The following is a 14,620-nucleotide window of genomic DNA, read 5'->3' on the forward strand; positions in this document are numbered from 1 at the left end:
TTTTTTATTGTATTTTGAATTAGTCTATCTTGTTATTACTTGTACTATTTTGGCTTGTATATTTTACACCATTAAAATTACAATTATTAATTTTTGATAAAAAAATAAAGCCTATTTACCTTTATATGATAAATAGACTTCCTTATCTTACTCTACATAGCTGATTCAATTTTTGATTCCAATTGTTGTTTTGGAACTGCTCCCACTACAGTGTCTACAACTTGACCATTTTTGATTAATAACATTGTAGGAATACTCATTACTCTATATTTTTGAGCTGTTTCACCGTTTTGATCAACATTCAATTTTCCTATTTTAGCTTTTCCTTCATATTTTTTTGCCAATTCATCTATAACAGGTGCCATCATCTTACATGGTCCACACCAATCTGCGTAAAAGTCAACTAATACTGGTATATCTGAGTTAAGAACCTCTGCTTCAAAATTAAGATCTGTAAATGCTAGTGCCATAATTAAAACCTCCTTATTAAATTATATTTGTATTAATTATAATATCATTATATTCTAATATAGTGATATATGTCAATACATTTTTAAAGTTTTTGATATTATTTTATTATTTATTATCCCTGAATCAAATAACAGTATCCCTTGTTCTATCATATGCAAAGACTCCAATATTATTTAACATAATACTATATCTAAGTTAAATATAGAATACTCTTTATAATATTTATTCAGCTATAATATATAATGTGTATATATCAATTTAAATATACCACTTTATACCATTAATTTCAATAATTTGGTTATTATAAAAAAGATGACTTCTGCATTATACAGAAATCATCTAATTTATATATAGTTTATTTGATTAATTATTCTATTACAAATTCTAGTGGACCAGTTGCACCATCTGCAATCTCATATTTATTAAATACAACAACTACTTTTTTATCACTGTTGATATAGAAACCTTGATCTTCACTAATACTTGTAAATCCTGCTTCTCCCTCAAAGAAACCATAATGACGGTCTTCACTAGGATTAGCTTTCAATTCTTCAATTTGTTTTCTAACACTTTCATTTGCTCTATTAATGTAATCCTCACCTAGAACATCTTCTAATGTAAGTTCTTCATTGGTATTCAAGTCAATGTTATAGTAATATGTTTCAGCATAAGCTGGAGCTAAAGTTTCATGATGATAAATTATAAATGATAAAATGGAATCATCAGAGTATTTTTTCTCATAATCAAGTTTGAATTCAATTGGATTATAATTTTCTTCTGTACCGCCTGTTGCAAAATATGCTTCTTTATATTCTTCTGCTCTTATTTCAGCTTCCTTGATTTGCTCATCCATCTTAGCTTGTATTTCTTTATTAATCTTATCTTGTATATCTTTGTCATTAAGACCATCCACTTCTGGTATTGTCACATTTTCTGTTATGGTATCAGTCTCACGTTCATAGTCTACAAAAGTCAATACCTCCGCAACTTTACCTAAAACAGGTACATTGGCTATTGACTTAGCCAAAGATTCATTTGTATTAATTGCAAGTACAAACATACTACATACTGCAAGAGCGGCAACTGCCACTTTTAACCCTCTACCGAATCTTATTTTTGGATTTCTTACATCTTTATCAGCTTTTTGGATTGTTTTATCAACCATTTGATCTAACTCCTTTGGAATAATTATATTCTTATACTCTCGTTTGATATTATTTAATTTATCCTCCATTAAATGGCACCTCACTTATCTAATATTACCTTGAGTTTATCTATTCCATTATATAATCTTGATTTAACAGTATTAATATTTAAACCTGTTATATCAGCAACCTCCTCAATCTTCATGTCTTCAAAATACCGTAATACAATAATGGTCCTATATTTGACATCAAGTTTTTCAATGGCATGATAGAGATCTATTCTATCGGCAATATCAATATTCTCTCTCTCAATTGATTCGGGGAAATCATTTGTTATAATAAGTCTTTTGTTCTTTCTTAAGTAACTTATGGATGTGTTGACTATTATAGAAAACATCCATGTTTTCAATTTATCTATATTTTTTAATTTATGTACGGATGTAAGGCCCTTGTAAATAGAATCTTGGACAATGTCAAGTGCCGATTCTCTATTATGTACATGGCTGTAAGCTAATCTATAAAAATCTTCTTGATGAATCTTAATAAACTCAACAAGCTTGTTGTAATTATAATTGTTAAATGTCGACATTAGTTTTTTTTACCTCCTTACATTGATAAGACGTTTGAAATATATAAAAAGTTGATATTATTTGAAAAAAGTTGAATATATTTTTTTCATATGCTATATTAGGTTAAGGTTCATTTTTAACTAAAGTTAAACTCAGCAATTAGTATACTTTATATTTCTAATAATTAAAATGGTAAAAATAAGACATTTAAAACAATATTTATATAGAAAGGGTCGATACCTATGAACTCTGCAAAACGTGGTAATATATTCATATTGATACTTATACTAATAATGACACTGGTTCCTGAAATCATTGGATATCTAGCATTGCATTTCAATCTTAAGCTGACTTCTATTAGTTCTATATTAATACCTCAGCTTGGTTTCATTGTAATTCCAGTTATTCTATACTTCATGATTACAAGACAACCTGTTAAAAAAACATTGTTGTTCAATAAACTTGATATCATCAATGTTCTATTAGCGATAGGAATTGGATTATTGATACAACCTCTATTAAGTCTTATTAATCTAGTATCACAAATATTTTTTGAAAATAAGATATCAGGCACTATTTTTACATTAGCAGAATTTCCATTATGGCTGCTACTCATATTAGTTGCAGTACTACCTGCAATCAATGAAGAAATAGTTACTAGAGGAATACTTCTAACCAATTATAAAAACGTGAATATTTTTAAAGCAGCTCTAGTAAGTGGTCTATCCTTTGGTATGCTCCATATGAATGCAAATCAATTTTCTTATGCATTTGTCATGGGTGCCATATTATTCATACTAGTGAAGATAACAGGCTCTATATTTTCTAGTATGCTCATACACTTTTTGATTAATGGTTTACAAATGGTTATTGCCAAATTAGCATTATTCCTGCAAGAGATATTTGGAAACTCAATTGATTATGACTTGATTGCGCAAGAAACAGTAAGTAAGGATGCAATTATTTCTTTATTGCCTATACCACTTATACTTACTTTTATTACATTACCACTAGTATTTCTATTGTTTTATGCAGCTGTCAAACATAATAAAAAGGAATACCTCTTTGTTAAAGCCCCTGCTGAAGTAATAGAACCTATAAAAAGTAAAGATAAAATATTTGATGTTTATCTAATTTCATCAATAATTATTTTTATTGCTCATGTAATTATAAAAGAGATTCTCGTACTTTAGAAGTTAATGGAATGTATTAATTCAAAATGAATTACATACTTATTACAATAAGACGGGGATGTAGGGTAATACATTTTATAATGTTCAAAAATGTATTACCCTACATCCCCAATTTTTATTTCTTCTTAGTATATTTCCCTAATAATTTTTCCAGATAATTTTCCATATCATCTAGGCTTTTTGTAATATTGAACTGTTGCTTTTTCTTGTTTTTCTTCCCATAACTTTGTTGCCGATACTTATATTTGACTTTATCAGAAAACTTCATACATTCTCCTGTATTATTAAAGCGCTTATCCTTTAATAATATAAAATATTATTCTATAATATTATATGAGAATCTGGTAGTTAAGGGACTTTTCCTATTAATTATTCTTCTACTACTTAATGTTAATTATAAAATTAATCTTTTCATCACCGGTTTTCTCACTATCCAATACATTAAAGGCGATTTCACTTACACCCTTGTCTATTGCTGCAAATGCCCAGTAGTGCTCTATATATTGTTCTTGTTGTTGTTTTGATTCACTGATTAATATTACCGATTCTGTTTCCTTTTCATATTCATAGCTTGCATCTGTTTCTTGTAATGTAATAGCAACAATATTTTTTTCCTTGACTGTTGTTTCCCTATTATCTATATCTAGAACTACATCTGGAAATACCCCCAGATATCCACTTAATGTTTCTCTGCTATCTACAGATATAATTTCATCTTTATCATTAGCGATGATTCTTATAACATTATGCTGCAGGGGATAATCAGTAACCCTAAAAGACTTTATTGTTTCAAACATAACTATATTGCCTATCAAGAAATCTCTAGATACTCCATCTTCAAACATAACATCTTCTGTTATATCTACGATAATATAATTTTTCTTATCTAAAGTTTCAACAACAAATTCGTCATCATTTTTTATTTCTATTATTTTACCAATGAACGTTGACCTGCTATTGCCATCCTCTAACATGAGTTCACCTCTTCTTTAAGGTATTCTTATATTAGTTTTCTCATATTAAAGGTATGTGAAATACTTCAAAATATACATATTTTTTATATTTTCACTAAATTATTAATTTCATCTTCATCTACTTCCAAGTCAGTTATTATCTTATCAAACATAATACCTACAAATATATTATTCTGTAAATATTCATTGTTGAAGAGTGTATCAAAGTAACCTTTTCTAAAATCTTCTAAGGTTTCATCTTCATCTTTCACTAATCCTACACCAATTTCCATATCATAGATGTTGAATAACTTATCATACAATTCTCTGTCAAAGTTATTTTTTGGCAATATGAAACCTAGTTTATAAGATGAATTCTTGTTCTTTGCACCTAGCATTACTCCAAAAACAGATTTTTTATTAGTATTTTCTATAGGTACCACAATGTTGCTATAACCCTTATCCTTAATATATTTTTCAATTATTTTTATGTTGTCCATTGGTACACTATTATCTACTGCACAACATAGATTGGTATTAATCGTAACAAATAGCTGTTGATCTTTTATCAAAGTATTTAATACATCAAACCTGAAATCTTTCTTATACTTATCTTTTAATTTGAAGAAATCAATAAATGTTCTACCTAGTTTTTCATCTTTTTTGATTTTGATTTTAGTTTTCATAAAGAACCTCCTCCTTTTTTTAACCCTTAGATTTTTTCTTTGAATGCCTCCAATCTACAAATAGGCATACCAAGACTAACAAATTTTTCTTCATATTCAGTCATGGTATTACCTTCAACATAATCACTGTTATGCAAATCCCTAGTGACCTTTTCTGTTTTCCAACCATGTTTTTCAATCTCTTCTAAAGAGAATTCAAATAGGTGTTTATTATCTGTCTTGAAACAGATCCTGCCATTAGGCGATAAAACTTTTTCATATCTTTCCAAGAAATCATGGTGTGTAAGTCTCCTTTTGGCATGTCTATCTTTTGGCCATGGATCAGAGAAGTTAAGATAGATTCTTTCTATTTCTCCCTCTTCAAATACATCAAGTATTTGTTCAACATCCATTCTTATTGCATATACATTATAGAGCTCTTCTTCATCTAGGTTATCAAGAGCTCTTACTAAAACTTTCGTAAATTTTTCGAACCCAATATAATTGATATTAGGGTTATTCTTAGCCAAGGTTGTTATAAATTTACCTTTACCCATTCCAATTTCTATATGTATAGGATTGTCATTCCCAAATTTTTCATTCCATTTTCCTTTATAATCCTTTTCATTCTCTATTATTCTTGAATGCTCTGATACTTTTTCATCTGAACCTTTAACATTTCTTAATCTCATAAATATGCTCCTTAAATATTGTTAAAATCTATATTGAATATAATCTAAAAAAGTAAGAATGACCTGTTAATCATTTTATAATTATTATGGTTTATGTTTTAAGATTTGTCAATTAAACATATGCAAAAAAAACCTATCCCAATGGATAGGTTAAAAGTTTTTATATATAAATAAAAGGGGGGGTAGTTTCTACATAATTATCCTATCATATAAATATGTCCAAATTGTGAATTTAATATTACTATTATATGTAAAGTTAATATCCTATTACAAACAATTTATTTCATTAAAAAGTTAGTTATATGCCTATAAATCAAGCTTTTAGGGAATAATTGCAATTTTATATTAAGGTAGTAATATTACAAATTAATGTCATAATAATACATATGTTCCAAATATTACTATAAGAATTTAGTCCTATATTGATAATTATTCTTCTCAAAATATAAGAATAACTTAAATTATATACAAGACATAATATCATTCAAAACAAGAATAAAATTCCATTTATTTGTATAGCCTAACATTAAGATAAATTATAAATTTGTGAAATAACTCAAAATATATCAAGGAGGCAAATTAATGGAAATAACAATTGATAAAAATGAAATAGAGAATTATCAAAAACTTGATGAGATCATTTTAAAATACAAAGATAAAAATGGTATGTTGATCTATATTTTAAAAAAAGCTCAAGACATCTTTGGATACCTTCCCATCAAGGTCCAATCATATATATCAGAAAAAATGGATATTCCCATATCTACTATTAATGGAGTTGTAAGCTTCTATTCTCTTTTTTCACAAGAACCAACTGGAAAATATACTATAGGTGTTTGTCTAGGTACAGCCTGCTATGTAAAAGGTGCCTCTGATATCTTGGAAGCAATAAAAGAAGAATTAGGCTTGGATGTTGGTGAAACAACACACAATAAAATGTTCACATTAAAAGCGACTAGATGTATCGGTGCATGTGGACTAGCTCCAGTAATAACCATCAATGATGATGTATATGGGCGTCTATCTCCCTCAGATATACCTTCAATAATCCATAAATACACAAAAAACTCATAAAGGAGATGAGCTTATGGACTTCAAACCTATTGGTTCAATTTCAGAACTTGATAAACTTCAAAAAGAACAATATGAAAAACTTTCTATCAGACTAAAAGAAACCTCAGTTGATAAAGAAATCAATAAACATCATATATTAGTATGCTCTGGTACTGGTTGTACAGCTTCTGACAGTCAGGTGATATTAAAAAAATTGGAAAGAGAAATTAAGAAACGTCACTTAGGAGATAAAGTAAAAGTATTCAAAACAGGATGTTTCGGCTTCTGTAAGCTAGGTCCAATCATAGTAGTACATCCTGACCGTACTTTCTATTGCCGTGTAAGACCAGAAGATGTAGATAATATCCTTGAAGAACATATAGAAAATAATAAAGTAGTTGAAAGACTGTTATATAAGAGTCCTTCTACAGATAAAGTACAGGAAAGAATTGATGACCTGGATTTTTTCAATCATCAACAGAGAATAGCTCTTCGCAACTGCGGTATCATCGACCCGGAAAACATCTATGAATATATTGCAATGGATGGTTATAAAGCCATAGGGGATATTCTTAATAATAAACCTGAACCTGATAAAATTATTGAAACAGTTAAGAAATCAGGTCTAAGAGGAAGAGGCGGCGGCGGCTTCCCCACAGGTAAAAAGTGGGAATTTGCTCGTGCCTACAAGAATGATAAAAAATATGTTGTTTGCAATGCTGACGAAGGTGACCCTGGTGCATTCATGGACCGTTCGATTCTTGAAGGTGACCCCCATAGTATTATAGAAGCTATGTTAGTAGCTGGTTACTGCATCGGAGCTAACCAAGGTTTTATCTATGTCAGAGCTGAATATCCTATTGCTGTAGAACGCCTGTCAATAGCTCTTGAACAAGCAAAAGAGGTTGGTCTATTAGGTGATAATATATTAGGAACTGGCTTTCAATTTGACCTTGACATCAGATTAGGTGCAGGAGCTTTTGTATGTGGTGAAGAAACAGCTCTTATATCTTCTATTATGGGATTCAGGGGCGAACCTAGACCAAGACCTCCATTTCCAGCAGAAGTGGGATTGTGGGAATATCCTACCCTTAACAATAACGTAGAAACCTACGCCAATATACCAATAATCCTGTTAAAAGGCGCTGATTGGTATAGCAGTATCGGAACAGAAGATAGTACAGGAACTAAGGTATTCGCACTTGCTGGTCAGATTAATAATACAGGTCTTATTGAAGTACCTATGGGAACTACATTAAGAACTATTGTTTACGATATTGGCGGTGGTATCCCTGGTGGCAAGAAATTCAAAGCAGTACAGACAGGAGGTCCGTCTGGAGGATGTATCCCCGAATCTCATCTTGATACTAAAATAGATTTTAAATCCTTAACTGATATAGGTTCAATGATGGGTTCTGGTGGAATGATTGTCATGGATGAATCAGATTGTATGGTAGATATAGCCAGATTCTATCTGGAATTCGCTACTGATGAATCCTGTGGAAAATGTGTACCATGTAGAATAGGAACCAAAAGGCTTCTTGAGATATTAGAACGAATAACAGAAGGCAAAGGCAGTATGGAAGATATTGATATATTAAAAGACTTAAGCATCAATATACAAAATGGCTCCTTGTGTGGACTTGGACAAACTGCTCCTAATCCCATACTAAGCTCACTTAATTATTTTGAAGACGAATATATCGCTCATATAGAAGAAAAACGTTGTCCTTCAGGAGTTTGTAATTCCCTTCTTAGAGTAGTCATTTCTGATGATAAATGTATTGCTTGTGGAATATGTGCAAAAGTCTGTCCTGTAGATGCTATAACAGGTGAACGTAAGAAGCCCCCTTACCATATACATCAAGATATTTGTATCAAATGTGGAGCTTGTATACCGAAATGTCCTGTTGATGCCATTTATAAACGATAACCCGGAAAGGAGCTAAAAAAGTGGAAAATATACGAGAAAAAGATGAACAAGAATTGAAAGAAAAACTTGTTACTATATATTTTGATGGAAACCCTTATAAAGTCCCAATGGGAATGTCTGTCCTAGAAGCTGCAAGGCTAGTCAATATTGAAATTCCTAGTTTATGCTATCTAAAAGATATAAATGAAATTGGAGCCTGTCGTGTATGCGTTGTGGAAATAGAAGGTATCAGGGCATTACAGCCTTCATGTGTATATCCCGTCAGGGATGGACTAAAGGTTAAAACCAATACAAAAAAAGTTAGAGATGCAAGAAGGACTGCTGTAACTTTGCTATTATCCAATCACCATAGAGAATGTTTGACATGTATAAGGAACCTAAACTGTGAATTACAGAATGTTGCAGACAGCTTAGGTATCAGAAATATCCCTTATACTGGTGAGATGCCTGATTACGGTTTCCATAACGATAACGTTTTTATTCAAAGAGATTATAATAAATGCATAAATTGCAGAAGATGTATGGCGATATGCAATAAGATACAAGAATGTAATGTCTACTCTCCATTAAATCGTGGGCTTAATACTGTTATAGCACCTAGCTTCAAAAAAGATCTCAGTGAAGTTACTTGCATCACTTGTGGTCAATGTATTATTGCCTGTCCTACAGGTTCTCTAACAGCCAGAGAAGACATTGATGATGTATGGAAAGTTCTAAATGACCCTACCAAACATGTCATAGCTCAGACAGCTCCTTCTATTCAAGTTACAATAGGAGAAGATTTCAATATGCCTGTAGGTACTATGGTTAGAGGAAAACTGGTTACATCACTTAGAAGATTAGGTTTTGATAAAGTATTTGCAACAGATGTTACAGCAGACCTTACTATCATGGAGGAAGCAAGCGAATTAAAGGAAAGGGTTACAGAACATCCTGAAAAACTGCCTCTCCTATCTTCTTGCTGTCCTGCCTGGGTCAAGTTTGCAGAACATTTCTATCCTGATATGCTTCATAACCTGTCAACCTGTAAATCCCCTCATGAAATGTGTGGAGCCCTTACCAAGACTTGGTATGCCAAGAAATATAACATTGACCCTGATAGTATAGTCAATGTAGCTATTATGCCTTGTACTGCCAAAAAATTTGAAGCTGCACGACCAGAGATGACATCAGATGGCTACAGAAATGTTGATTATGTATTGACTACCAGAGAATTATCCAGAATGATAAGATCAGTAGGAATACATTTCAACAGCCTACCTGATAGCGAATATGATGAACCTTTTAACCAATTCAGTAGTGCAGGTACTATTTTTGGTGCTACCGGTGGAGTATTAGAAGCCGCAGTAAGGACTGCTCATTATTTTATAACAGGAGAAGAAATAGGTGTTCCTGAATATGAAGAAGCAAGAGGTCAAAAAGGGTTAAAATATGGTAAAGTAACCTTTGGAGATACTACTCTAAGAATTGCAATAGCGCATGGTACAGGTAACGCTAAGAAAGCTTTGACAAGACATCTAAGCGGTGAAAAACCCTTTGATTATATGGAAGTAATGGCTTGCCCTGGAGGCTGCGTAGGTGGTGGAGGTCAACCTATCTTAGGTGGTAAAGACCATAAGAAGATATCCCTGGACTATAGACATAATCGTGCTGATACTCTTTATAATATTGATAAAGACAGCAAGATAAGAAAATCCTATGAAAACCCTGTTATGAAGCAAATATATGATGAATTCTTGGGGGAACCTCTATCTGATACTTCAAAAAAATATCTTCATACAACATATATTAAAAGAGGTAAATACCCTTATCTTGAGAAAGAAGTTAAAGTTGAATAGATATACTATGAAGAGCTAAAAAGTTTGTCCTTTGTACTAAATATAATACTGGACAAACTTTTTATTGATTTAAGATAATCCTTACCCTATTTTAACCTTCTCACTTCCTGTACAATATAATATTTAGCTCCTTTTACCTCTCTATACAACAATAATAAATGATTAATCAAAATCCCAATGAGTGCAAGTAATATAGAGAAACTCAGTAAAAATAACGGCACAAAAGATTCTTTTTGAATTTCTCCAAATATTATTACTCCAAGAAAGATTAATAAATATATACACCCCAAAAAATATGCTGCCTTACATCCTAGATTCTTGAATCTAACTAAATAAGATAATTCTTTATTGAAATTACTATCAATCTGCTTGCTTTTTGTTTTACAATAGATATTCGTATTTTTCAATCCACATTGCTGGAACATCAAGTTTCTCGTATTATCTCTCTCATATTGGCTATCTACAGCATTCAAACTTCTTCTAGTAACCAGTCTTACAAGATTCTTGCCTAAAACAATATTCCCCTTACCTTTTCTATTTAATATTTTCATCATTAATCTATTCATCAATCCAATATTTCTTGGTCTTAAAAAAGCTATATCACATTTTCGTTTAGTTAACTCAATATACATATTTTCTATACTTTCATAAGTTGATGGATTGCTGCCTCTTTCAATCTCATATATATAATCTCCAATACTTATGTCAACTCCTGCCATAATAGCACTCTCAATATTATGGCTATAACTCAAACTCACCAATATGACATTACCCTTAATACGTTCATTTAACTCACTTAGATTACTGTACATATTTTCATCAAAATCAGCTTTTAATACAACTATAATTTCATAATTCATAACAAATCTGTCTAGACATTCATCTACATAATATATCTGCTTAATCAATTCATTCATACATCTATCTTCATAGATTACAACAGAAAAATACCCTTGTGCTTTCATCCAATCACCTTCTCCAAATCATACACTGTATTAATTTTACCTGATAGTACCGTAATCAATCTTGGTTCTTTTCCCCATACTTTTATAACTGTAGGTCTGGAATCATCCATCTCTGAAACATCCAATAATGGTTTTATAGCAAATAATGATTTTATATAAGTAATGTTCATATCCATAGCAAGATATTTATTAGCCAACTGTTTCATGCTATGAAAAAAGGTCTTTGGTCTCTCATCACACAAATTACAATTCTCTAGATTGTATAGCGTACATTTTTTGTTTCTTTCCTGGCAGGGAAAATGGGGCAATATTTCATTACATGTTTTATGATGTGTAAAAGTAACAGATGTAAGAGAATGATAATTACCATTGCCAAAAGGCATTATAGAAAAAAATGGTCCATCCATCAATGTTAACCCCAGTTCACTATAATTCTCTTTTATCTTGCATATGATGATTTCACTTATCTCGTATCTTATTTTAAAAAGTGGTGCTTGAAATTGTCTAAGTATTTGATTTACACTTGCATAAGTAGTATTGATGACCGTAGATGCCATAAATATATTTCCATCTTCTGTCCTAATAACATATTTGCCACCTTTGATTGATACCTCTCTTATTCTTATGTCATAACAAATTTTACACTTCTTATTCTCATTTAATTTTTCCATAAACCATTCATTGATCGTTCCTGCATCCAAAGCATATTCTTCCGTCAAAAAAGCTTGTTCAACCAAGTTTTTCTTAAAATATTGGTTAGTATACACTTCTGTACATGGTATATCTGCCTTCTTGCAAAAACTTTTGAATTGCTTAGCGGAAGTTAATGAATAATTTTCAGCAATTCCATATATGCTCTTGTATCTATTGTTGATTGCAAATTCAAAGTCCATATAAAACCTTTTAAAATAATCAGCTGACTTTATAGCTGTAGCATAGCTTCTTGGATAATGATATCCTCTATGTACTCTAGCTTGATTAATATAGGATGCTCTCTGAAAACTATTACAATCATGTTCTAATATGACCACTTTATTTCCTTTATCAACTAAATCTTTGCTGGCATATAACCCATACATACCAGCACCTAATATAATATAATCAGCCTCAATAATCATACTAATCACCCCAATATCTTTTATCAATTCATTTCTTGATAATTGCTTTACTTATACACTATTACTACTAAAATTAATGATATCTTTAAGTACCTTCTGTCTTGAATACATATAATCATTGTCTTTACTAAATAGATTAGAGTATTTTGATTTTACATCATAGATGTCTGGTAATCTTTTGGTCACATTAGTAAAATCTCTATTAAAACACTCATTGGCAATTTCCCATGCTTTTATAGGCTCTGAATTGAAATTAATAAGTGGGATATGATTATCCATGACAATCTTAATATCATCCCATAAAAAATCCAGATTATAATATTGATACACACTATCTCTATGCGTCCATTCCAAACAATGATTATTCATTAAATCATATATATAATTTTTCTTCAGGTTCCTTCCAAACAAGGCTGGCAGGCGTATAATGGAATGATGTCTGAATCTAGCCTTTACTATCTGTTCTACCTCATATCTATGTTTACCATAGTCATGTAAACCATGAAGAGAAATAATTGTGTCCTCATCTACCCCATTAGGATTTTTATACACATCTACAGTGGATATGAGAACAAAATATCCACAGGATACAGTTACAAGATTGTCTAGAAGTCTGTAAATAGCCAGTTTATCCTCTTGTGGATACTTATTAGCATACCACTTGGTTCCATATATACCTGCACATACAAGTAAATCGAATTTCTTGCCTCTTATACTATCGATGTTTTTACTATTATATTTTTCATGAAAAAATGCCTGCCTATCTAAATTACTACCCACCAAACCTGTATAACCTATTAATCCTTTTAACATTTTAACTCTCCTCCATTATCCACCCTTGGTATTAGCTAAATCCAATCCTTCACTTCTAAGAAAGTCATTGATACAATCTAATAGATTCTTTAACTTCTTATATTCCAGAAAACTAGGATAATCTTTTGTCACCATCTCAATATATGTTTTATACCAATAGAGAAAATCCTTCTTTTTCCCTAAACGGTAAATCTTCTTTTTATCCTTAAAATTCCATGGTTTGAACCCTGCATAATGAAGTCCATACAATATATCAATTGATGGATATCCCCCGAATCCATTGAAGATAAGGTCAATATTTTTCCATCTGCCTGCCCAATGTATAGTTGCATACTGCATTTCAGGCCAATTGAAAATATCTCCTATGAGCTTTTTTATCTCTGGTCTATTAACATCTTCCATTATCTCATGATAATCATCCATAGACGGAGTCAATACCCATAAGGAACTATTTATTCCCATGTTACTCGGATCATCTATGACACGATGGCAAATATCCACAGGTACATTTTCTCCATGAGGGCACATGGAATCATAGGTTCTATGCCAGATCCACTTTTTTGTTGTTTTCACATTTGGTGGAATTATATACTTTCCGTCATTGCTATACTCCATAGTATAGCCTTTCCTCTCATTCACAGTTCCTGCTGGTGTATCCAATGCAAACAGCTGATTATAATTCTTTCTAGGCAGTACATCAGCATCTAGAACAACTACCTTTTCATAATCAAACCCCAAATCTCCATCTATACCTAATCTTAATGCTTGAAATCTTGTGAATAAATAAGGTCTATCTTGACGTTTTTGACGCCTTCTATGATGTATGAAGACTTCTTCTACATCAACTACATAATCATAGATCTCTCCTATTATATCTTTTGCCTCTTGTGATATATTCTCTGTAACCAGGCATACCAAATCCGCACCATAGTTACCTTTTCGCAATTGATTACCCTGCATTAATATACCAGGCAGAAAATGGTCATTCATCATTAGAAATGTGACAAAAGCATATTTTCTACTACCATCTTGCCTTGTCATTTTCATTACATGTTCATCTTTCAATTGACTCACCTCTGTATATAAAATATAAATTAAACAGTAAGGGAAAGTTTGGATAGAAGGTAAAAATCCATAGATAAATGGTATAGAAGTACGCAAAAAAAGGCTGTAAATGAACACTTCCATTTATAGCCTTTATAGTATATTAAT

The 14,620-nt window shown here is 31.2% G+C and carries 15 protein-coding genes; 4 read left to right on the top strand and 11 right to left on the bottom strand.

Annotated features, from left to right (window positions below; translation table 11 throughout):
* Window positions 1–152 precede the first annotated feature (152 nt).
* The 3 genes from trxA to HYG85_RS10405 form a co-directional block, all read right to left on the bottom strand.
* Window positions 153–470 carry a thioredoxin gene (trxA, locus tag HYG85_RS10395; protein ID WP_113672904.1) on the bottom strand — a complete coding sequence of 106 codons (318 nt, stop codon included), beginning with the start codon at window positions 468–470 and terminating at the stop codon, window positions 153–155.
* A 368-nt stretch (window positions 471–838) separates the two neighbouring features.
* The gene (locus HYG85_RS10400) at window positions 839–1,705 is read right to left on the bottom strand and encodes a DUF3298 and DUF4163 domain-containing protein (RefSeq protein WP_212693406.1); all 867 of its coding nucleotides are present in this window, start codon (window positions 1,703–1,705) and stop codon (window positions 839–841) included.
* Window positions 1,706–1,716: 11 nt separating this feature from the next.
* On the bottom strand, window positions 1,717–2,205 hold the full coding sequence (locus HYG85_RS10405; RefSeq protein WP_212693407.1) for an RNA polymerase sigma factor: 489 nt from the start codon (window positions 2,203–2,205) through the stop codon (window positions 1,717–1,719).
* A 222-nt stretch (window positions 2,206–2,427) separates the two neighbouring features.
* Here HYG85_RS10405 and HYG85_RS10410 point away from each other — a divergent pair, with 222 nt between their 5' ends.
* The gene (locus HYG85_RS10410) at window positions 2,428–3,378 is read left to right on the top strand and encodes a CPBP family intramembrane glutamic endopeptidase (protein WP_212693408.1); all 951 of its coding nucleotides are present in this window, start codon (window positions 2,428–2,430) and stop codon (window positions 3,376–3,378) included.
* 115 nt (window positions 3,379–3,493) lie between these two features.
* Here the strand turns inward: HYG85_RS10410 and HYG85_RS10415 are convergent, their stop codons facing one another.
* From HYG85_RS10415 to trmB, 4 genes are all read right to left on the bottom strand, one after another.
* Complete coding sequence (locus HYG85_RS10415; RefSeq protein WP_193774487.1) at window positions 3,494–3,646, bottom strand: hypothetical protein; 153 nt, start codon at window positions 3,644–3,646, stop codon at window positions 3,494–3,496.
* Between the two features lie 112 nt (window positions 3,647–3,758).
* Window positions 3,759–4,352, bottom strand: coding sequence for a hypothetical protein (locus tag HYG85_RS10420; RefSeq protein ID WP_212693409.1), 594 nt, complete (start codon window positions 4,350–4,352; stop codon window positions 3,759–3,761).
* 83 nt (window positions 4,353–4,435) lie between these two features.
* The gene (locus HYG85_RS10425) at window positions 4,436–5,017 is read right to left on the bottom strand and encodes an amino acid kinase family protein (protein ID WP_113672909.1); all 582 of its coding nucleotides are present in this window, start codon (window positions 5,015–5,017) and stop codon (window positions 4,436–4,438) included.
* A gap of 26 nt (window positions 5,018–5,043) precedes the next feature.
* Window positions 5,044–5,688 (bottom strand): tRNA (guanosine(46)-N7)-methyltransferase TrmB, encoded by a 645-nt coding sequence (trmB, locus tag HYG85_RS10430; protein ID WP_113672910.1) that lies wholly within the window; start codon window positions 5,686–5,688, stop codon window positions 5,044–5,046.
* Between the two features lie 582 nt (window positions 5,689–6,270).
* On the opposite strand from trmB, the gene HYG85_RS10435 reads away from it, so the two are divergent.
* The 3 genes from HYG85_RS10435 to HYG85_RS10445 all read left to right on the top strand — a co-directional run bounded on the left by HYG85_RS10435 (window position 6,271) and on the right by HYG85_RS10445 (window position 10,512).
* Complete coding sequence (locus HYG85_RS10435) at window positions 6,271–6,762, top strand: NADH-quinone oxidoreductase subunit NuoE family protein (protein ID WP_113672911.1); 492 nt, start codon at window positions 6,271–6,273, stop codon at window positions 6,760–6,762.
* Window positions 6,763–6,880: 118 nt separating this feature from the next.
* Complete coding sequence (locus HYG85_RS10440; RefSeq protein ID WP_334300188.1) at window positions 6,881–8,674, top strand: NADH-quinone oxidoreductase subunit NuoF; 1,794 nt, start codon at window positions 6,881–6,883, stop codon at window positions 8,672–8,674.
* A gap of 20 nt (window positions 8,675–8,694) precedes the next feature.
* Window positions 8,695–10,512, top strand: a complete 1,818-nt coding sequence (locus tag HYG85_RS10445) for an NADH-dependent [FeFe] hydrogenase, group A6 (protein WP_212693411.1) — start codon at window positions 8,695–8,697, stop codon at window positions 10,510–10,512.
* Window positions 10,513–10,598: 86 nt separating this feature from the next.
* Here the strand turns inward: HYG85_RS10445 and HYG85_RS10450 are convergent, their stop codons facing one another.
* From HYG85_RS10450 to HYG85_RS10465, 4 genes are read right to left on the bottom strand one after another with little or no spacing between them, the layout of a single operon-like run.
* Window positions 10,599–11,477: a hypothetical protein gene (locus tag HYG85_RS10450; protein ID WP_212693412.1), complete on the bottom strand. Its 879-nt coding sequence runs from the start codon at window positions 11,475–11,477 to the stop codon at window positions 10,599–10,601.
* A complete protein-coding gene (locus tag HYG85_RS10455; protein ID WP_244971309.1) occupies window positions 11,474–12,595 on the bottom strand; it encodes an FAD-dependent oxidoreductase in 1,122 nt (373 codons plus the stop codon). The genes HYG85_RS10450 and HYG85_RS10455 overlap by 4 nt, the downstream gene beginning before the upstream one ends.
* A 51-nt stretch (window positions 12,596–12,646) precedes the next feature.
* A complete protein-coding gene (locus HYG85_RS10460) occupies window positions 12,647–13,408 on the bottom strand; it encodes an NAD-dependent epimerase/dehydratase family protein (protein WP_212693413.1) in 762 nt (253 codons plus the stop codon).
* Between the two features lie 15 nt (window positions 13,409–13,423).
* Window positions 13,424–14,473, bottom strand: a complete 1,050-nt coding sequence (locus HYG85_RS10465; RefSeq protein ID WP_212693414.1) for a glycosyltransferase family protein — start codon at window positions 14,471–14,473, stop codon at window positions 13,424–13,426.
* Window positions 14,474–14,620: the final 147 nt, after the last annotated feature.

This window comes from Vallitalea guaymasensis (assembly GCF_018141425.1).
Classification (GTDB): Bacteria; Bacillota; Clostridia; order Lachnospirales; family Vallitaleaceae; genus Vallitalea; species Vallitalea guaymasensis.